Here is an 18,704-nt window from a genome sequence, read left to right on the forward strand (position 1 = left end):
TCCAGTGACTATCACAAGGCCAAATGGCCTAGCGGGAGCACCTTATCGACGGAAGATCATCTTTGTCCTGGATACGGACGAATCCGGCACCGACCGTGGCGCCGGAGCGCGTTTAGCGGGCTAAACGCGCTCCGGTCCGGGGTCGGATGTCAGCGGCGCACGGTCAGACCGACGCGCTGGAACTCCTTCAGGTCCGAGTAGCCCGTCTTCGCCATCGCGCGGCGAAGCGCTCCGAAGAGGTTTACGACGCCCTCAGCGTCCGAGGACGGCCCGAAGAGGAGCGTCTTGAGGTCGACGGCGTAGTCCGGGCCCAAGGCCACGCGAGAGCGCGGCAGGGACGGGTGCGCGGCCGCGGACGTCCAGTAGAGCCCCTGTCCCGGCGCCTCGGAGGCGGCGGCCAGCGGCGCGCCCAGCATGACGGCGTCGGCACCGCAGGCGATCGCCTTGGCGATGTCGCCGGAAACGCTCATGCCGCCGTCTGCGAGCACGTGGACGTACCGGCCGCCGGTCTCGTCGAGGTAGTCGCGGCGCGCGGCGGCGGCGTCGACGATCGCGGTCGCCATCGGCGTCCCGATCCCGAGCACGCTGTCGGTGCTCGTCACACCACGGCTGGCACCGTGACCGACGATGACGCCGGCCGCGCCGGTGCGCATCAGGTGCATCGCGGTGCGGTAGTCGCTGACGCCGCCCGCGATCACCGGGACGTCGAGACGTCCGATGAAGTCCTTCAGGTCCAGCGGCTCGGCGTCGCGCTGGACGTGCTCGGCCGAGATGATCGTGCCCTGCACGACCAGGATCTCGACGCCCGCCGCCAGGAGGTCCGGCGTGAGCTCGGCGGCGTGCTGCGGGCTGACCCGCGCAGCCACCGTGACGCCGGATTCGCGGACGGTCTTGATCGCCTCGGTCAGCAGGTCCAGCCGGATCGGGGCGGAGTGCAGTTCCTGCAGCTCACGCACGATCGCGGTCGGGTCCGAAGTGTCCTCGGCGGCCCGGACGAGGCGGAAGATCGCGTCCTCGACGTTCGGGTGCCGCGCCCAGAGCCCTTCGGCGTTGAGGACGCCCAGCCCGCCGAGCTCGCCGACGGCCACCGCGGTCCCCGGCGACACGATCGCGTCGGTGGGGTGCGTGACCAGCGGCAACTCGAACCGGTACGCGTCGATCTGCCAGGCGGTGGACACGACCGAAGACGACCGGGTGCGCCGCGACGGCACGATCTCCACGTCATCGAGGTCATACGCCCGCCGCGCGGTGCGGCCCATGCCGATCTCGACCAGATCCCGCACGTCAAGTCCCTTCTCAACGACGACCGTTACACCCCATTGTCGCTAGGCCGCGTGGGTGACCTGCGCACGGGGCTCCCGAACCGGCCCCGAAGTCACACCAGCCCCACCTGCCTCACCAGTTTCACGTTTAGCCCGCTAAAGGCGCGCCGGTGGGGCGAGTGGGGCTGGAGGGTCAGAACGAGACCTTCTCCACGGAGTCGGTCCGGAGGACGGATTCCTGCGAGAACGCCTTCTTGTAGTCGGTCCGGATCTCCTCGATCTCCCGGTTCGCGTCGCGGTCGCTGAACGGGTACACGACGACGATCACCTTCGACTTCTCCCGCGAGATCTTCCCGTCCGAGCCGCGCCACTGCCCGCGCCCGGTCAGCTCGGTGAACCCGTCCGGGAACCGCGGCGTGACGACCTTGTCGGTGAAGGCGGTGAACTCGGCGTCGGTCAGCTCCCCGCCGCCCGGCTTCGTCGTGCCGAAGTACAGCTCGGTGCGCTTCCACAGCTCACCCGGCGACGCCTGGAGCCCCACGGCCTCAGGCGTCGAAGGCGCCGCGGAAGCGGCGGGTACGGCCGAGGCCGCCACCCCGCCGCCGAGGCCGAGCGCCGCGGCGGCGAAGACGGCCAGCGCGGTCCGCCGTGAAGTGGTCAGCGAGAAAGACATCGGGTTCCTCCCAGGAGACTTGATCAGCGGACCAAGTCTCCTGGGAACGGAACCGGATGGGTAAGTGTCCTAAAGGGCGGACTACCGGGTGGTGTAGTTCGGCGCCTCGACGGTCATCGTGATGTCGTGCGGGTGGCTTTCCTTGAGCCCGGCCGCGGTGATCCGCACCAGCTGCGCCTCCTGCAGCTCGGGGATCGTCGACGCACCCGCGTAGCCCATCCCCGACCGCAGCCCGCCCACCAGCTGGTGGACGACGTTCGCGAGCGGCCCGCGGAACGGGATCCGTCCCTCGATGCCCTCGGGGACCAGCTTGTCCTCGCTCAGCACGTCGTCCTGCGCGTAGCGGTCCTTCGAGTAGGACTTCGCCTGGCCGCGCGACTGCATGGCGCCCAGCGAGCCCATGCCGCGGTAGGTCTTGAACTGCTTGCCGTTGACCAGGATCAGGTCACCGGGCGATTCGGCGGTGCCCGCGAGCAGGCTGCCGAGCATCACGGTGGACGCGCCGGACGCGATCGCCTTCGCGATGTCGCCCGAGTACTGGATGCCGCCGTCGCCGATCACCGGGATCCCGGCCGGGCGAGCGGCCTGGTCGGCCTCGTAGATCGCGGAGATCTGCGGCACGCCGACCCCGGCGACGATGCGGGTGGTGCAGATGGAGCCCGGGCCGACACCGACCTTGATCCCGTCCGCGCCCGCGTCCACCAGCGCCTGCGCGCCCGCCCGCGTCGCGACGTTGCCACCGACGATGTCGACGGTGTCGCCCAGTTCCTTCTTCAGCAGCGCGACGGTCTCGACGACGGCGCGGGAGTGCCCGTGCGCGGTGTCGACCATCAGCACGTCGACCCCGGCGTCGGCCAGCGCCATCGCGCGCTTGTGCCCGTCCGGGCCGACGCCGACGGCGGCACCGACGATCAGGCGGCCGTTGGTGTCCTTGGAGGCGTTGGGGTACTGCTCGGTCTTCACGAAGTCCTTGACCGTGATCAGCCCGCGCAGCTTGCCGGCACCGTCGACGATCGGGAGCTTCTCGATCTTGTGACGGCGCAGCAGCCCGAGCGCGGCTTCCGCGGTGACGCCGACCTGCGCGGTGACCAGCGGCAGCTTCGTCATCACCTCGTGCACCGCACGGGTGTAGTCGACCTCGAACCGCATGTCGCGGTTGGTGATGATGCCCACGAGCGTCCCGGCGGCGTCCGTCACCGGCACACCGGAGATCCGGAACCGCGCGCAGAGCGCGTCGACCTCGGCGAGGGTGTCTTCAGGCGAGCACGTGACCGGGTCGGTCACCATGCCGGCTTCCGAACGCTTCACGACCTCGACGGCGGACGCCTGGTCGTCGATCGGCAGGTTGCGTTGCAGCACGCCCATCCCGCCCTGGCGCGCCATGGCGATCGCCATGCGGCCTTCGGTGACCGTGTCCATGGCGGCGGAGACCAGCGGGATGTTCAGGGTGACGTTGCGGGAGAGCCGGGTGCGGGTGCTGACCGCACTGGGCACCACGTCGGACTCGGCCGGCAGCAGCAGCACGTCGTCGAAGGTCAGCCCGAGCATGGCGAACTTGCTCGGGACGGGGGCGGTGACGCTGTCGCTGGTCATAGCAGGCGAGGGGCCTTCCTAGCGGTGACTAATGGGGGCCGCCGTGGCTGAGGACATCACGGCGAGGGCCTGCCCCTCATGATATCCGGGCCGGGCGGCCGCTCGGCCCGGGTGGGCGCCCGGTAGCGTGCAGACGTGCCGCAAGATGCGTTGCCCCCAGACCCGTTCGCGGATGACCCGGACGACCCGGCCCGCGCGTTCATCGACGACGCCGACCGGCTCGACGAGCCGATCAGCGACGAAGAGCGCACCGAGTTGCTGGCCGACCTCTCCGATCTCGCCGTCTACCAGGCGCTTCTCGAACCGCGCGGGGTACGCGGGATCGTGGTCGACTGCGGTGAATGCGACGAACCCCACTATCACGACTGGCATCTGCTGCGCGCCAGTCTCGAGCAGCTGCTCGCCGACGGCCGGATGCGGCCGCACGAGCCCGCGTTCGATCCGAACCCCGGTGACTACGTGAGCTGGGACTACTGCCGCGGTTTCGCGGACGGCGTCACAGCCAACGAGAGTGCCTACTGATCGCGTTTAGCCCGCTAAAGGCGATTTGGGACTTACGCGAAAGGGCCTGGTGAGAGGGATCTCACCAGGCCCTTCGGCGTTCTTGGGGTGTTACGGCGTCTCGACCGCGGCGCCCGGCGCCTGTGCTCCGGCACCCGGCGACGGCTCGTTACGCGAGCCACCGGGGTCGTTGCCCGAGGCGGGCGGCGTCGTCGACGTGGTGGGCGGCGGAGGCTCACTCGTCGTGGTCGGCGGAGTCGGGGTGGGGGTCGTGGTGCCCGGCAGGGTCGTCCCCGGGTTGCCGCCTCCCGGCAGCGACGTCGGCGGAGCTGTCGGCTGCGGAGTGGGCTGCGGGGTCGTCGCGACCGGGGTCTGCGTCGGCGACTGCTGATCCGGCGGCAGTGGCTGCTGGCCGGGGTTCTGCAGCTGGGCGCTCAACTGGCGATGCTGTTCGAGCAGCTGATCGCGGTTCTCTTCGTCCGTCACCTGGCTCAGCGCGGCCTGTGCCTCGTCGAGCGCCTTGCGCGCGTCGTCGAGGCGTCCTCCGGCGAGTGCGAGGTTGGCCTTCTCGAGATCGAGTTTGGCCGCCGCCGCGGCCTCGACCGACCGGGCGTGGTCGGCGTAAAGCACCTTGGTCAGGCCCCAGAGCGTGTCACCAGGCTGCGCGTCCTTCGCGGCGAGACCGGTACCGGCGAAGGCGATGGCCAGGACGGCCGCCGCGGCGGCCACCGGGACCAGCAGCCGGCGTCTTCCCCCGTGTTTACGGGCCAGCGCGGCCGTCTTCACGGTGACGACGGCGGTGTCGACGTCGACGAGCTCCGCGAGCGGTTCGCTGTCGATGTCACGCCGCCAGGCCAGCAGGAGCGCGTTGAGCTCCTGATCGCCGAGGTCGTCGGCCATCTTCGGGTCCGAGCCGCCGAGAGCGTCGAGCAGCGCGTCATCGGCCTGAACGGCCGAAAGATCAGCGGCGAACTCCGCCTCGGAGGACGTCAGCCCTCTTTCGAAGGCCGTCAGTTCACGATCGGTCCCAGGGGAGAACCGATGGTCGCGATCGGTCACTCAGATCACCTCCTCAGCGGCCAGAACCTTACGTAGGCGCGCCAGGGCGCGATGCTGGGCCACCCGGACGGCGCCGGGGGTGGACCCCACGGCTTCGGCCGTCTCTTCGGCGGACAGTCCGACGACGACACGCAAGACGACGATCTCGCGCTGTTTGTCGGGAAGTACACGGAGTAGCTGCGACATACGCTCGTTCAGCTCGCCTTGGAGGGCACGCTGCTCGGGACCGACGCCGCCCTCGATCTCGTCGGGGACTTCGGCGACCGGTTCGGCGCGGTTACGGGCGGCGGCGCGATGCGCGTCGGCCACCTTGTGCTGGGCGATCCCGTAGACGAAGGCCAGGAACGGGCGGCCCTGATCACGGTACGAAGGCAATGCCGTGAGCACCGCGAGACACACCTCCTGAGCAACGTCGTCTGCGGAAGCGAACGAACGCTCCTGCCTGCCAACCCGAGCGCGGCAGTACCGCACTACCAAAGGACGGATGGCCGCCAGCAACCGCTCGACCGCTTGAGGATCACCCTCAACAGCAGCGGCGACCGGCTCATCCAGTCCATCCCCCACATTGGCCATCGCAGACAACAGTCCCAGTGTTACGTATAGGTGTGCAAAGAGTCCGGCGTGTGACTTCGGAGGCCACTACCGGTGATAGCTACCGTACCGCCCGGGCCCGCCGCCTTCGCTGACGGCCGCCACCGGCGCGCCGCCTTTCCGGCGAGCACGCTGAGACCCGGGTCTTCCTGGGTTCCCTTCGCTCGTAGTCGAACTTTCAACGAGCTGGAACGCAGTGGGATACGACGGTCCACCCGAAGGCGGACACGCTCGGGCAAGAGTGCCCGAGCGGTGAGCATAAAGGCACGAAGCGTGACAGGGAACACAGGTACGGGCCAGGGGGTTCGCCCCCGGCCCGTTGTCACCCGTTGCGCAATCCAGCCAGTGAAATCAGGAAAGCATTGTCAGGAAACGAGTCCACGGCGGAATCCGTGGGCGACCGCCTGAGCGCGGTCTCGCACGCCGAGCTTGCGGAACAAGCGGCGCGCGTGGGTTTTCACGGTGTCTTCGGACAGGTACAGCTCGCGGCCGATCTGCCCGTTGCTCTTGCCCTGGCTCATTCCGCGGAGCACCTGAAGCTCGCGCTCGGTGAGCTGGACACCGGGGTCGGACGGCTGGCGCGGCGCCGGCACCGAAGTGCTGGCGAGGGTGTGCGCCAGTGCGGCGACCAGCTCGGGACGCGAGGCGTCCCAACGCAGGTAGCCGCGGGCTCCGCCGGCGATGGCGGCGGCGATGCTGCCCGCATCGTCCGGGGCGCCGAACACGATCACGTTCGCTTGGGGGTTCGCTGAGACGAGCCGCCTGGTGGCTTCGACGCCAGTCGGGACAGCGCGCTGGGTACCGACCAGCACGACGTCGACCGGCTGACGGGAGTACCGGGCCAGCAGCTCGTCACCGTGCGCTACGCAGTCGATGCGACTGACCCCTGGGACCGCGGACATCACTCGAGTGAGCCCTTCACGGACACTGCGTCGGTCGTCGCAGATCAAGACCGTCGTCACGGGGTTTCCTTCCTGCAGCCGGGTGACATTCCACTTCCCCTATCGGACGCTTTAGCCCGAACCTTGACACGATCCGGTGGCTTTTTTTGAAAACTCTTAGCCCAGTTGCCGGAATGGGCCCTCCAACAGGCTAGACGCCTCCGGCGGGGACCCACGGAGATTCCCGGGCGAGCCACCTCCCGCAAGGATCTGCGTGCCGTAACACTGCGTGCAACAGTTCGGGCACTCTGAATCGATACTCATCGGCGTGTCCTGCCCCGAGGTCGGCCGCGAGCAGGCAGGCCACCCACAGAAGTGAATTGAATTCGTATTTTTCGGCGGTTTCGCGAGCGCTCTCGACCAGTGCCTTCGCCCGCTCCCGCTGAGCGGAACTCCCATTCGCGATCGTCACGCCGAGTACAAGCTGCGATTTGACGACATGTCGGCACGCGCCCCGGATCCGCGCGGTTTCCCACGCCATTTCCGCAGGTGCGATCCCCGCCTCGGAAAGGTTACTCGCCAGTTCGATTTCCGCGCCCACCCAACCGGCCCTGGTCCGGCTCCGCCAGTTGCCGGTGTGCGCTCCCGCACGCGACACCAGCCGCCGGGCGGCGGCCAGCCTTCCCCGCCCGAGGTTGTCCGCCGCGAGACCGAGGAGGGCGTCCGCCCGCGCCCCTTCGGCGTCCAGGCCGTCGGGATCGGGTTCGCCCCCTGGCACCGCGATCGCCAGCGCGAGCGCCTCACCGTCGAGCACGAGGGCCGCCGCGTGCCCGCCCAACTGCCGCCGATGCGACGCCAGCGTGCTCGCGGCCAACGACGCGAGCACAGGGTCCTTGCTCGTGCGCAAACCGTTCAGCAGGGTGGCCGCCGCCGCGTACCGGCCGCGTCCGCCGAGCACGATCGCGGCGAGCAGCCGTCCGCGAGGCGACGCGGGCACCTCGAAGGGTTTCGGCGGCGGCACGCCGTCGCCGAACGCGGCGGACCGCAAGGACGCTTCCATCGGTCCTTTCTATCGCCTCGCACCGACAAGAACGTGCTCGATCCGGTCGGCGGCCGTCGTCAGCTCGCCGAGCAGTTCGATCTTGTCCGGGAGGGTCGCGGGATCCCAGCCGGGACCGCAGGCGAACAGCCTGCTGCGCTGACGGCCGCGGGACACCCTGGCGAACAGGCGCGGGTCCGCGGTCGCGGGCCTGCCCGACCACAGCACCACCGCGGCGGGGACGCTGCGGCGGACGGTCACCGCGAGCACCTCGGCCGGCAGGGAGGCGCCGAACAGCTGCGTCCCGATCCGGCGTCCGGCGAGCGCCGCGGCGAGGGCGTACATCGGCATGTTGTCGCGTTCGTCCGGAACGCAGGTCAACAGGACCGGCCGCTGGTTTCGCGGTTCGCGGAGCACCGGCGTCGCGCGGACGAGGGCGGCGTACACGCATTCGGCGAGCAGGTACTCGACCTCGGCTCCGGCGCTGACCCCGCGCCAGCGGGCGCCGAGCGCGGTCAGGACCGGCGACACGACGCCGGTCCACGCGGGCAGGACGCCGAGTTCGCGGATCGTGTCGGCGAGCATGCGCTGGACCGCGCCGAAGTCCATCGCGAGCGCGGCGGTGCTCAAGCGTCTGGCGAGGCGCGACGGGACGTCGTGATCCTCGGCCGGCGGTGAGGCGGCCTGTTCCTCCACCTGGACCACAGCGGTTTCGGGGCTCTCCGCTACCGCTCGGGGCATCTGCTCGAGTGCGTACTTCGCCGCTTCGGCCGTCGAAGCGCCGCGGAGCAACGCGCGCTGCATCAGTTCGAGACGACCGATGTCGGAGCTGCCGTAGCGGCGGTGACGGCCGTTGGTGTGGCGGCTCGGTCCCACGCCGTACCTGCGGTCCCAGGTTCGCAGGGTGGACGGTGCGACCCCGAGCCGGCGTGCGACGGAGGCCACCGGCAGGGTGGGTTCTTCACTGCTGATCCGAGATCCCACTCGACCCAATATCCAGGCAGGCCGGTGCCCCGGCAACCGGAACGGAAAGTACCGCTCACACATCCGGGGGATGCCTAACGGCTGAATCGTCTTGAATCCCTTGAACAAGTATTGGCGCGCTTCTAACGTTACGGCCGTTGCACCGAATGGAGTAGCCGCAGCGCAGCAGAGCAGGTTAAACGCTTCGACCGGATGACGGAGGCGGTCAGGATGGCGGACACACGCAGGCTCCCGGGACCCAACGCCGATGTATGGGACTGGCAGCTCGAAGGGTCGTGCCGAGGCATGGACAGCGCGTCCTTCTTTCACCCTGACGGCGAACGCGGGCCCGCCAGAGCCCGCCGTGAGGCGAGGGCCAAAGCCGTGTGCCTGGCTTGCCCGGTGCTGGCCATGTGCCGGACCCACGCACTCGCCGTGCACGAGCCCTACGGGATCTGGGGCGGGCTGTCGGAGTCGGAACGCGAGCACATCATCAAGGCGGACAAGCGCACATTGAGCATGTCGAACGGCTGATCCGGCCGGGTCGGCAACGCGGAAGGGCGGCATCCGGGTGGGGTGCCGCCCTTCCGCGCGTCCAGACCCGGGTGCGCGTCGCGTTTAGCGGGCTGAACGCGATCCGCCCGCCGCCGCGCTCCCCCATCGCCGACCTGCGTTTAGCCCCCTAATCGCGATCCGGTCACCGGGCGAGACGGGCCGAGGGCGGATCGCGATTAGGGGGCTAAAGTCGCGCCGACGGGGTGGTCGGGACGACAAAACGGGGCGGCACTCCGGTGGAAGTGCCGCCCCGCTTCGAGTGGAACGGTGGAACTAGTGCGCGTGGCCGTGACCGCCCGAGGCGGGCTCCTCGTCGGCCGGCTTCTCGACGACGGAGCTCTCCGTCGTGAGCACGAGCCGGGCGATGGAGGCGGCGTTCGCCACCGCGGACCGGGTCACCTTGACCGGGTCGACGATGCCGGCGGCCAGCAGGTCGGTGAGCTCACCGGTGGCGGCGTTGAAGCCGTGCCCCCAGCTCTGCTCCTGGACCTTGTTCACGATGACAGCGCCCTCGTGGCCCGCGTTGGTCGCGATCCAGAACAGCGGGGCGGACAGCGCGTCGCGGACGATGCGGACACCGGTCGCTTCGTCGCCCTCGAGACCGAGGCCGCCTTCGAGCTCCTTGACCGCGTGCACGAGCGCCGAGCCACCGCCGGGCAGAATGCCCTCTTCGACGGCCGCCTTGGTCGAAGCCACGGCGTCCTCGATGCGGTGCTTACGCTCGTTGAGCTCGGTCTCGGTGGCCGCGCCGACCTTGATCACCGCGACACCGCCGCCGAGCTTCGCCAGCCGCTCCTGCAGCTTCTCGCGGTCCCAGTCGGAGTCGGTGTTCTCGATCTCCTTGCGGATCTGCGAAACGCGCCCGGCGATGTCGTCCTTGGTGCCGGCACCGTCGACGAGCGTGGTGTCGTCCTTGGTGACGACGATCCGGCGCGCGCCGCCCAGCTGGGCCAGCGTGGTCTCGGACAGCTTGTGCCCGATCTCGGCCGAGATGACCTCGCCGCCGGTGACGACCGCGAGGTCGTCCAGGAACGCCTTGCGGCGGTCACCGAAGAACGGCGCCTTGACCGCGACGGCGGTGATCGTCTTGCGCAGCGAGTTCACCACGAGGGTCGACAGCGCTTCGCCGTCCACGTCCTCGGCGATGATCAGCAGCGGCTTCTTGGCCTCGACGACCTTCTCCAGCACCGGGAGCAGGTCGGCCAGGGACGAGATCTTCTCGCGGACCAGCAGGATGAAGGCGTCCTCGAGGATCGCCTTCTGCTCTTCCGGGTTGGTCGCGAAGTGCGCCGACAGGAAACCCTTGTCGAACTGCACACCCTCGGTGATCACGAGCTCGGTCGCCAGCGTGGACGACTCCTCGATCGTGATGACACCGTCTTCGCCGACCCGCTCGACGGCTTCGCCGAGCAGGGCGCCGATGGCCGCGTCACGCGAGGTGACGGTGCCGACCTGGGCGATGTTGTCGCGGCCCTTGACCGGGGTCGCCTTCTCCTTGAGGATCGCGATGACCTTCTCCGCGGCGGCCTCGATGCCGCGGCCGACGGCCGTCGGGTTCGCGCCGGCCGCGACGTTGCGCAGGCCGACCTTCACCAGCGACTGCGCGAGCACGGTCGCGGTCGTGGTGCCGTCACCGGCGACGTCGTTGGTCTTGGTGGCGACGCTCTTGGCGAGCTGGGCGCCGAGGTTCTCGAACGGGTCGTCGAGCTCGATCTCGCGAGCGACGGTGACACCGTCGAGGGTGATGGTCGGGCCACCGAACTTCTTGTCGAGCACGACGTGGCGACCGCGCGGGCCGAGGGTGACCTTGACCGCGTCGGCGAGCTTGTTCACCCCGCGCTCGAGCGCGCGACGAGCGTCCTCGTCGAAACTGATCTGCTTGGGCATGCCTGTTCCGCTTACCTTCCAGTCTTACTGCTCGGAAAACACGAACGCCCCGTTCCCCGGCAATGCGGGGCCCGGGGCGTCATGCGCTGAGAGCGGACGTCAGTTGATGACGGCCAGCACGTCGCGAGCGGAGAGGATCAAGTAGTCCTCACCGTTGTACTTCACTTCGGTGCCGCCGTACTTGGAGTAGATGACGACGTCGCCGACGGAAACGTCGAGCGGGACGCGGTTGCCCTTGTCGTCGATGCGGCCCGGGCCCACGGCCAGAACCTTGCCCTCCTGGGGCTTCTCCTTGGCGGTGTCGGGGATGACGAGGCCGGAAGCGGTCGTCTCCTCGGCCTCACTCGTCTGGACAACGATCTTGTCCTCGAGCGGCTTGATGTTCACGCTCACCGGGTTGACCTCCACGGTCGTCGAAAGCGTTGGCAGGATGAGTTACGGCTCCTACCACCCCCGCCGTCGCGGGTGCCGGGGCGTGTTCGGGCCGTGCAATTAGCACTCTAGCCATGTGAGTGCCAGCTTCGCAAGGAGGGTCCGATCACCTTGCGAAAACTCGGTCTCCGGGCGCCTGACCGGCCGTTTTGTTCCGCCAGGGTTCCTCGGCGCTCTCGATCGCACTCGTCCGGCGTGCCCGTCCGTTGACGGCCTCTTGGCCCATAGTGCCAAGTTCGGGCGACGCGCGTGGCGGGCCCACTAGCTTGTGACCGGGCTGGAGGGACGATGTCGCTGCTCCTCGCACGGAACAAGCTCCCGGTGTACCTGCGCCTGATGCGGGCGGACAAGCCGATCGGCGCGCTGCTGCTCCTGTGGCCGACGTTGTGGGCGCTGTGGATCGCCGGTCCGCCGTCGCCGTTGATCCTCGCAGCCTTCGTGGCCGGGGTGTGGCTGATGCGCGCGGCGGGCTGTGTGGTGAACGACTACGCGGACCGCGGGTTCGACGGTCACGTCCAGCGCACCGCGAACCGGCCGCTGCCCAGCGGTGCCGCGACGGGGAAAGAGGCGCGTTTCCTGTTCGGCGTCCTGGTGCTGCTTTCCTTCCTGGTGGCCATGACGCTCGATCTCTTGACCGTCTCGCTCTCGGTGGCGGCTCTGGCGCTGGCGTGCGTGTACCCCTTCGCGAAGCGCTACACGCATCTGCCGCAGGTGGTGCTGGGAGCGGCGTTCGGGTGGTCGATCCCGATGGCTTTCGCCGCCACGGAGGGATCCCTGCCGCCGGTTTGCTGGCTTTTGTTCCTTGCCAACCTGTTGTGGGTGGTCGCGTACGACACGCAGTACGCCGCCGTCGACCGGGACGACGACCTGAAGATCGGCGTGAAGTCCACGGCGATCCTGTTCGGCCGTCACGACAGGCTGGCCATCGGCGTTCTGCAGGGCGCGATGCTGGTGCTCCTGGTGGCGGTCGGCCTGTTGAGCTCGCTCGGCTGGAAGTTCCATCTGGCCGTCGTGGTCGCGGGCGCGCTGTTCGTCCACCAGCGGAAGTTGATCGCCCGTCGTGGGCGCGACGGCTACTTCCAGGCGTTCATGAACAACAACCAGGTCGGGATGGTGCTCCTCCTGGGCTTGCTGGCGGATCGCGTTTAGCCCGCTAAAGTCGCCTGGCCCACGGTCGCACGTCCCCACCGCCCGGATCGCGATTAGCCCGCTGAACGCAAGTCCGCCAGGTCGCTCACCAGGGCGTCGGGGTCGACGGAGGCGAGGGCCGCGCGCTTCTTGGGCGTGACCCCCAGGGCGACTGAAGCGACGCCCGCGGCGCGAGCGGCGAGGACGTCCGCGGCGGAGTCGCCGATCATCACGCACTGCCCGGGCGAAGCACCGAGAGCGCGCATCGCGGCCTCGATCAGTGTCGGGCTCGGCTTCAGCTGTCCCGGGTCGCTCGTGCTCCTCGCACTGATCCGGCGGACCTGCTCGGCGAGTTCGTACACCGTGAGGAACGACCGGATCGCGTCGACGGAGTTGTTGCTGACGATCGTCACCGTGAAGCCCTGCGCGACCCACTCGCGAATCGTCTCCTGCGCACCCGGCGCGGGCGCGATCAGCGAGACGGCCTCCCCCTCCAGGCGGCCGAGCTGCCGCTCGACGACGTGCGCGGTGTTCGGACCGCACGACCACGCGTACTCCAGCACGTCGAACGGATCGGCGGTGGCGCGCACGTCAGCGGGCAGATCGGGTCCGACGAGGTGTTTGAGCCGATCGGCCACCTCCCGCGCGGGCAACTCGGCGAACACGTCGCACACCGGCCCGTCGAAATCGAGGAAGACATGGTCCTTCTCCTGCAGAAGCTCCTTCACCCCGGTCATGCCCCCACCTTGCCACCGGATCGCGATTTGCCCGCTGAACGCAAGTCCTGGACAGACCTTACGGACGGGGCGGGTTTCTGGTTAGGTTCCGACCATTGGGGTCGGTCCTGTACAGCAGACCTAGACACTGGGGGTACACGCCCATGCCGCGTCCCTTCCGTCCCGTTGCCCTCGAACCGCTCCGGCGCCGGTCCAAACGGACCGCCGGACTCGCGGTCCTCACCCTCGCAGCCGGACTCCTCGCCGCCATCCCCGCCGACGCCGCCCCAGCGGATCAGCAGCGTCAGCGGGACTTCGCGGCCGCCGCGCGGGAGTTCGGCGTCCCCGAGCACGTCCTGCTCGGCGTCTCCTTCCTGGAATCTCGCTGGGATTTCAACGCCGGCACCCCGAGCACGTCCGCCGGCTACGGCCCGATGCACCTGACCGACCTGCGCGAAGCGGGCACCGGCACGCATCACGACGAAGGCGGGGAGGACCCGCGCGGCGACGACGCCCGCCGGGCGAAACTCCCGGCGACACCGGCTCCGAAGCCTCCCCCGCCCGGCCTCCAAACCATCGACGAGGCGTCCGCGCTGATCGGCCAAGACGTCGCGACGCTGCGCACGAACACCACGCAGAACATCCGCGGTGGCGCCGCGCTTCTGGCGAAGTACCAACGCGAAGCGGGTGACTGGTACGACGCCGTCGCGCGCTACAGCGGCGCGAAGGACGAAGCGGGAGCGCAGTCCTTCGCCGACGAAGTCTTCGACACCATCTCCAAGGGCGTCAGCCGCAAGACCGACGACGGCCAAGGTGTGGCTCTCGCGGCGACGCCGACGAGCGCGCCCCGCGCGCAGGCCGACGTCTCGAAGGCGGAGTGCCCGAAGAAGCTCTCGTGCCTTTCGGTGCCGGCGCCGTACCAGGAGTTGCCGGACAACGACTACGGCAACCACGACAAGGCGGATCGGCCGAAGAGCCAGAAGGTCGAATACATCATCATCCACGACACCGAGGGTTACTGGGACACGGCGATGGACCTCGTCACCGACCCGACGTACGTGAGCTGGCACTACACGATCCGCTCCGCCGACGGCCAGATCGCGCAGCACGTGCCGACCAAGGACGTCGCCTGGCACGCGGGCAACTGGTACGTCAACGCGAAGTCCGTCGGCATCGAGCACGAGGGCTTCGCCGCGAAGGGCACTTGGTACACGGAGGCGATGTACCGCACCTCCGCGAAGCTCGTGGGCTACCTCGCGCGGAAGTACGACGTCCCGCTCGACCGCGCGCACATCCTCGGCCACGACAACGTCCCGGGCACGATTCCCTCGACCATCAAGGGAATGCACTGGGATCCGGGCCCGTACTGGGACTGGTCGCACTACTTCGACCTGATGGGCGCTCCCCTGTCCGGCTTCGGGCGTCCCGGTTCGCCGCTGGTGACCATCACACCGGACTTCGCCACGAACCAGCCCGCCTTCACCGGCTGCGAGACCGCTGGAAAGCCCTGCCCGGCAAGGGGTTCCGGTTCTGTCGTGCTGCGAAGCGAGCCGAACGACGCGGCGCCGCTGCTCAAGGACATCGGCCTGCGCCCGGACGGCTCGGCGAGCACGATGGCCGTCTCCGACATCGGCAGCCGGGCGGAGACCGGCCAGCGCTACGTCGTCGCCGAACGGCGTGACGGCTGGACGGCGATCTGGTACCTCGGTCAGAAGGGCTGGTTCCGCGACACGCGCACGACGAGCCCGGCGTTCGGCCTGGTCGTCACCCCGAAGCCCGGCTTGGCGACCGTGCCGGTGTTCGGGCGCGCGTACCCCGAGCCTGAGGCCTACCCGGCGAACGTGCCGGTGCAGCAGGTCGTCCCGCTCCCCTACACCTTCTCAGCGGGGCAGCGGTACTCGGTCGGCAACGTGCTCGGCTCCGAGTACTACTGGGCGACGACGTTCGATCCGGCCAATCACGTTGTCGTCAAAGGAAAGACGCGCTACGTGCAGATCCAGTTCGGGCATCGCGTCGCGTTCGTGAAGGCGGACGACGTCCGGCTCCTGCCCGCGTTCTGACGCCCGGTCCCGGGGTCAGGAGTCGAGGGCGACCTTGACCCCGGGAGCGTGTTCGGTGTTCCGCCGCGTCTTCGACCAGCCGTTCCGGCCGCGCACCAAGCGGAACAGCGCCCGCCACGACGTGATGTAGAACGTGTAGATGTACAGCGCGTAGGCGAAACCCATCCCGATGCCACGCAGGAGATTGCGGCTCTTCAGGCATTTGAACTGGTAGATCGGGCCCCACACGATGAACGGCAGCAGCCCGAAAGAGCCGTAGATCGCGAACAGGATCCAAGCGCCGTCGTCGGCGAACCAGGTCCACACCTGCGCCGGATCCCCCGCGGTGGTGAAGAGCAGCAGGATGAACGGGATCGGGTACAGCAGCGAGCCGAGCAACTGCATCCACGGCTGCGCGAGGTAGTACATCATCTCCGCCGCACCCAGCGTGCTCACGTGCGGCGAATCCCAGATCCGCCGCAGGTACCGCGAACACTGCATCGTGCCCTGGCCCCAGCGCGTGCGCTGCACCAGGAACCGCCGCAGGCTGTACAGCCCTTCCTGTTTCACATGGGAATCCGGCGTGTAGCCGGTCCGCCAGCCCGCGGTCAGCAGGTGCACGCCGAGTTCGAAATCCTCCAGCAGCGAACCGCGCCACGGCTGTCCGTCCGGCCCGGCGATCGAGTCCAATGCGGACAGTCGCGTGAACTGACCGTTGCCGCCCATGGAGATCGTGCCGGTGAACCCGCGCGAGGTCTGGATCGCCGCGATGGCCGTGCGGAACTCGAGATCCTGCATCTGGGCCAGCTTCAGCCCGAAGGCGCGCGAGAACCAGTTCCTCCCCGGCGGACGGCTGTCGGCGTTGCCCATCCAGACGTCGAGTTGCACGGCGCCGATCGTCTCGTCGCCGAACAGGTGGTCCGCGGCGCACACTTCGAGGCAGTTCTCCGCCGGGCGGCCGTCCGCGTCGACCACCACGACGACCACGTCCTCCCGGCTCGCGTCCGGACCCATCCAGTCGTTGAGCGCCTGGTAGGCGGCGTTGAGCGCGTCGCCCTTGCCCGTCCTCGCCTCCGGACGGCGCCGGGGAACCAGGTGCAGGTACGGGTCGTAACCACCGTTGCGCCGCCAAATCGACTTGACCACCCGGGCCGTGCGGTCCTCGGAGTCGTCGTCGACGACCCAGACGTGCGCGTGTCGGAACGTCGAACGCAGGTACCGCACCGTTTCGCGGATGACGGTCTGCTCGTCCCGGCACGGAACGAAGAAGTGCCACGTGAAGTCGGCGGGATCGCCGACTGGCGCGGGTTTGCGCCGCAGGTACGGCACGACGATCACGACCACGTACACGATGAACGCCACGCTCATGGTGAGCGCGAACGCCTGGGTGATCGCGAGCAGGATCTTGAGCGAGCCGCCACCCATCAGACGGCCTCGCGCTCGGCACGGGACTTGCGGGTGCCCAGCCAGACGAAGAGCACGAGGGCGACCGCGCCGCCGATGACGCTCACCATCGAACCGAGCAAAGTGTGTCCCCAGTAATAACCTTCGTCCACACCGAGCCAGTTCACGAGTCCGACGATCGCCAAAACCCTCATCTGATTGACAAGAATGACCACGGCCGCGGAAATGGCCAACGAGATGAACAGTCTCTTCGCATTTCTTGGCCGGAAATACAACATGACGGCGGTCACCAACAGCAGCGGCAGCAACATGAATGCCGAAGAGCATTCCGGCGTCATTCTTAACCCGAGTGGAGTATCGCCAGACAACCCAAAGTAGACAGTCTCGCGTTCACCGGCGACGAAGACACCCGATGTGGTGATAACCCTCAGTATCAGCCCCGCGAGCTGCACTTCGAACACCCGATACAGGCGTTCGGCCAGCACGAGGCCGACCGCGACGGCGATCACCGCCAGCACCGCCATACGCAGCGAAAACCGGCTGGAACTGGGCAAGGGAGCGCTCGCAACGGCCACGGTGACCCTCTCAGGAAAGGCGCAGCAGACAACGGGATTCGGCGAAGCGGACAGGGACCTCGCCGACGAGAGTAAGTCAGCGGGAACCCACCCTTTCGACCGGGGTTCGCATTTCCAACATGATCAAGGGCCCTTTCGGCACGATCGTGGAGAAACTGACTAGGCCGAAGGAGTGACGTCCCCGGCGACCTGCGGAAAATGTCCGCAAGACCACCTGATCCGGTGATCCTGACAGTTTTCTGTGCAAATTGAGAAACACTCAGCGATAGACGGTCCGCGAGCCGAGTCAGGCTCGACTGAGGATTCGTCAGTAACGGTCGTGCCCCCTCGCCGACCGAAGATGAGAAACCCCCACCAATCAATTCGGAGGACCAGTTGAAGAAGACGCACCTCTTGCGACGAGGCGGACTGCTCGCCGCTGTGGTGGCGAGCGTGACTCTCGCCGGTGCGGTGCCCGCCTCGGCGGCCCCCGGCGACGGCTCCGCGTATGGCGTCAAGGTCGATGTGCAACTCCTCGGCCTCGACGCGGTGAAGGCCGGGCCGCTCGCTGAAGCGAAGACCGCGGGCCCGACCACCAACAGCCTCGCGAAGGCGAACCTCACCGGTGTGCTCACCGCGGGCGCGATCAACACCGAGGCCAAGCGGGACGACAACTCCGGCGCCGTGACGGCCAAGGCCAGCACCGCCGATGTCGGCTTGCCGCTGCTCAAGGGCGCTCTCGGCGACGTCGGCGTCAAGGTCGTCGAAGCCACCTGCACCGCGACCCAGAAGGGTGTGCAGGGCGCGACGAACCTGGTCGGGGCGAACCTCGGCAGCGCGGGCGCCGTCGACACGACCCCGGCACCGAACACCCAGGTCAAGGTCGGTCTCGGCAACATCAATGTCGCGACGATCATCCTGAACGAGCAGATCAAGAACAGTGACGGCAGCCTGACGGTCAACGCGATCCACGTGAAGCTACTGGGCCAGGCACTCAACCCGCTCGGTTCCGGTGACGTGATCGTCTCGTCGGCCACCTGTGGCCCGGCAGGCCTGCCCGTGCCGCTCGCTTCGGGCGCGGGGCTGTGGATCGGTCTCGGCCTGCTCGGTGCCATCGCCGTTCCGGTCGGTATCCGCGTCGTCCGCAACCGGCGTCCGGCGACCACCGCCTGACCTGGGTGAAGTGAGGTCCAGATGTACAAGTTGCCTGGCGCCGGAGTCGGCGTCGCCGGTGGTGGGGTGGGTGCTCTCGCCGCCACCGGGGCCGATGTCGGCTGGTGGCTGGCCGTCGGCGTGATCCTGCTGGTTCTCGGAACCATCGCGGTCATCGCCGGCTACCGCCGCACGAAACGGCTCGGCAAGGTGGGGAGCTGATCGCTCCCTTCGGCAGGACCGGCCGCCGGCGTGGGCCCTTCGCACGCCGGCGG

At 68.6% G+C, this 18,704-nt stretch carries 19 protein-coding genes; 6 read left to right on the plus strand and 13 right to left on the minus strand.

What is annotated here, in order from left to right; all coding sequences use genetic code 11:
- Window positions 1-149: 149 nt before the first annotated feature.
- From ACZ5IK_RS34370 to guaB, 3 genes are all read right to left on the minus strand, one after another.
- Window positions 150-1,283 (minus strand): GuaB3 family IMP dehydrogenase-related protein, encoded by a 1,134-nt coding sequence (locus ACZ5IK_RS34370; RefSeq protein ID WP_101612227.1) that lies wholly within the window; start codon window positions 1,281-1,283, stop codon window positions 150-152.
- Window positions 1,284-1,455: 172 nt separating this feature from the next.
- Window positions 1,456-1,935, minus strand: coding sequence for a DUF3574 domain-containing protein (locus ACZ5IK_RS34375; protein WP_465491517.1), 480 nt, complete (start codon window positions 1,933-1,935; stop codon window positions 1,456-1,458).
- 81 nt (window positions 1,936-2,016) lie between these two features.
- Window positions 2,017-3,528, minus strand: a complete 1,512-nt coding sequence (guaB, locus tag ACZ5IK_RS34380) for an IMP dehydrogenase (protein ID WP_101612225.1) — start codon at window positions 3,526-3,528, stop codon at window positions 2,017-2,019.
- Between the two features lie 135 nt (window positions 3,529-3,663).
- Here guaB and ACZ5IK_RS34385 point away from each other — a divergent pair, with 135 nt between their 5' ends.
- Window positions 3,664-4,050, plus strand: coding sequence for a DUF5319 domain-containing protein (locus ACZ5IK_RS34385; RefSeq protein ID WP_005166667.1), 387 nt, complete (start codon window positions 3,664-3,666; stop codon window positions 4,048-4,050).
- A gap of 90 nt (window positions 4,051-4,140) precedes the next feature.
- On the opposite strand, the gene ACZ5IK_RS34390 is transcribed toward ACZ5IK_RS34385, so the two are convergent.
- The 5 genes from ACZ5IK_RS34390 to ACZ5IK_RS34410 all read right to left on the minus strand — a co-directional run bounded on the left by ACZ5IK_RS34390 (window position 4,141) and on the right by ACZ5IK_RS34410 (window position 8,544).
- Window positions 4,141-5,088, minus strand: a complete 948-nt coding sequence (locus ACZ5IK_RS34390) for an anti-sigma-D factor RsdA (protein WP_465491518.1) — start codon at window positions 5,086-5,088, stop codon at window positions 4,141-4,143.
- Window positions 5,089-5,661, minus strand: a complete 573-nt coding sequence (locus ACZ5IK_RS34395) for a sigma-70 family RNA polymerase sigma factor (RefSeq protein ID WP_037314832.1) — start codon at window positions 5,659-5,661, stop codon at window positions 5,089-5,091.
- 383 nt (window positions 5,662-6,044) lie between these two features.
- Window positions 6,045-6,641, minus strand: a complete 597-nt coding sequence (locus ACZ5IK_RS34400; protein ID WP_003073605.1) for a response regulator transcription factor — start codon at window positions 6,639-6,641, stop codon at window positions 6,045-6,047.
- A gap of 130 nt (window positions 6,642-6,771) precedes the next feature.
- Window positions 6,772-7,620 (minus strand): hypothetical protein, encoded by an 849-nt coding sequence (locus ACZ5IK_RS34405; RefSeq protein ID WP_465491519.1) that lies wholly within the window; start codon window positions 7,618-7,620, stop codon window positions 6,772-6,774.
- Window positions 7,621-7,629: 9 nt separating this feature from the next.
- Window positions 7,630-8,544, minus strand: coding sequence for a MerR family transcriptional regulator (locus ACZ5IK_RS34410; protein WP_465491551.1), 915 nt, complete (start codon window positions 8,542-8,544; stop codon window positions 7,630-7,632).
- 249 nt (window positions 8,545-8,793) lie between these two features.
- On the opposite strand from ACZ5IK_RS34410, the gene ACZ5IK_RS34415 reads away from it, so the two are divergent.
- Window positions 8,794-9,096, plus strand: a complete 303-nt coding sequence (locus ACZ5IK_RS34415; RefSeq protein ID WP_037315007.1) for a WhiB family transcriptional regulator — start codon at window positions 8,794-8,796, stop codon at window positions 9,094-9,096.
- Between the two features lie 294 nt (window positions 9,097-9,390).
- On the opposite strand, the gene groL is transcribed toward ACZ5IK_RS34415, so the two are convergent.
- Together groL and groES are read right to left on the minus strand one after the other, a co-directional pair.
- Window positions 9,391-11,004 carry a chaperonin GroEL gene (groL, locus tag ACZ5IK_RS34420; protein WP_101612222.1) on the minus strand — a complete coding sequence of 538 codons (1,614 nt, stop codon included), beginning with the start codon at window positions 11,002-11,004 and terminating at the stop codon, window positions 9,391-9,393.
- A gap of 99 nt (window positions 11,005-11,103) precedes the next feature.
- Complete coding sequence (groES, locus tag ACZ5IK_RS34425; RefSeq protein ID WP_007031106.1) at window positions 11,104-11,397, minus strand: co-chaperone GroES; 294 nt, start codon at window positions 11,395-11,397, stop codon at window positions 11,104-11,106.
- A gap of 327 nt (window positions 11,398-11,724) precedes the next feature.
- Between groES and ubiA the strand changes: the two genes are divergently transcribed.
- Window positions 11,725-12,585 carry a 4-hydroxybenzoate octaprenyltransferase gene (ubiA, locus tag ACZ5IK_RS34430; RefSeq protein WP_465491520.1) on the plus strand — a complete coding sequence of 287 codons (861 nt, stop codon included), beginning with the start codon at window positions 11,725-11,727 and terminating at the stop codon, window positions 12,583-12,585.
- Window positions 12,586-12,638: 53 nt separating this feature from the next.
- Here ubiA and ACZ5IK_RS34435 read toward each other — a convergent pair whose 3' ends face one another.
- Window positions 12,639-13,301 carry an HAD family hydrolase gene (locus ACZ5IK_RS34435; RefSeq protein WP_465491521.1) on the minus strand — a complete coding sequence of 221 codons (663 nt, stop codon included), beginning with the start codon at window positions 13,299-13,301 and terminating at the stop codon, window positions 12,639-12,641.
- A 143-nt stretch (window positions 13,302-13,444) separates the two neighbouring features.
- On the opposite strand from ACZ5IK_RS34435, the gene ACZ5IK_RS34440 reads away from it, so the two are divergent.
- Complete coding sequence (locus tag ACZ5IK_RS34440; RefSeq protein ID WP_465491522.1) at window positions 13,445-15,340, plus strand: N-acetylmuramoyl-L-alanine amidase; 1,896 nt, start codon at window positions 13,445-13,447, stop codon at window positions 15,338-15,340.
- Window positions 15,341-15,355: 15 nt separating this feature from the next.
- On the opposite strand, the gene ACZ5IK_RS34445 is transcribed toward ACZ5IK_RS34440, so the two are convergent.
- Together ACZ5IK_RS34445 and xrtP are read right to left on the minus strand one after the other, a co-directional pair.
- Entirely contained in the window at window positions 15,356-16,744 is a 1,389-nt protein-coding gene (locus ACZ5IK_RS34445) for a glycosyltransferase (protein ID WP_465491523.1), read from the minus strand.
- Window positions 16,744-17,247, minus strand: coding sequence for an exosortase P (gene xrtP, locus ACZ5IK_RS34450; RefSeq protein WP_465491552.1), 504 nt, complete (start codon window positions 17,245-17,247; stop codon window positions 16,744-16,746). The genes ACZ5IK_RS34445 and xrtP overlap by 1 nt, the downstream gene beginning before the upstream one ends.
- Window positions 17,248-17,673: 426 nt before the next feature.
- Between xrtP and ACZ5IK_RS34455 the strand changes: the two genes are divergently transcribed.
- Together ACZ5IK_RS34455 and ACZ5IK_RS34460 are read left to right on the plus strand one after the other, a co-directional pair.
- Entirely contained in the window at window positions 17,674-18,450 is a 777-nt protein-coding gene (locus ACZ5IK_RS34455; protein ID WP_465491524.1) for a choice-of-anchor P family protein, read from the plus strand.
- A 21-nt stretch (window positions 18,451-18,471) separates the two neighbouring features.
- Window positions 18,472-18,651: an LPXTG cell wall anchor domain-containing protein gene (locus ACZ5IK_RS34460; protein ID WP_044855691.1), complete on the plus strand. Its 180-nt coding sequence runs from the start codon at window positions 18,472-18,474 to the stop codon at window positions 18,649-18,651.
- The last annotated feature ends 53 nt before the right edge of the window (window positions 18,652-18,704 follow it).

The organism is Amycolatopsis sp. NPDC031561 (assembly GCF_055580625.1).

Coding starts and splice junctions, on each gene's coding strand:
- ACZ5IK_RS34375 (WP_465491517.1), bottom strand. CDS start 1,935: ATGTCTTTCTCGCTGACCACTTCACGGCGGACCGCGCTGGCCGTCTTC.
- guaB (WP_101612225.1), bottom strand. CDS start 3,528: ATGACCAGCGACAGCGTCACCGCCCCCGTCCCGAGCAAGTTCGCCATG.
- ACZ5IK_RS34395 (WP_037314832.1), bottom strand. CDS start 5,661: ATGGCCAATGTGGGGGATGGACTGGATGAGCCGGTCGCCGCTGCTGTT.
- ACZ5IK_RS34405 (WP_465491519.1), bottom strand. CDS start 7,620: ATGGAAGCGTCCTTGCGGTCCGCCGCGTTCGGCGACGGCGTGCCGCCG.
- ACZ5IK_RS34415 (WP_037315007.1), top strand. CDS start 8,794: ATGGCGGACACACGCAGGCTCCCGGGACCCAACGCCGATGTATGGGAC.
- groL (WP_101612222.1), bottom strand. CDS start 11,004: ATGCCCAAGCAGATCAGTTTCGACGAGGACGCTCGTCGCGCGCTCGAG.
- ubiA (WP_465491520.1), top strand. CDS start 11,725: ATGTCGCTGCTCCTCGCACGGAACAAGCTCCCGGTGTACCTGCGCCTG.
- ACZ5IK_RS34435 (WP_465491521.1), bottom strand. CDS start 13,301: ATGACCGGGGTGAAGGAGCTTCTGCAGGAGAAGGACCATGTCTTCCTC.
- ACZ5IK_RS34440 (WP_465491522.1), top strand. CDS start 13,445: ATGCCGCGTCCCTTCCGTCCCGTTGCCCTCGAACCGCTCCGGCGCCGG.
- ACZ5IK_RS34445 (WP_465491523.1), bottom strand. CDS start 16,744: ATGGGTGGCGGCTCGCTCAAGATCCTGCTCGCGATCACCCAGGCGTTC.
- xrtP (WP_465491552.1), bottom strand. CDS start 17,247: ATGGCGGTGCTGGCGGTGATCGCCGTCGCGGTCGGCCTCGTGCTGGCC.
- ACZ5IK_RS34460 (WP_044855691.1), top strand. CDS start 18,472: ATGTACAAGTTGCCTGGCGCCGGAGTCGGCGTCGCCGGTGGTGGGGTG.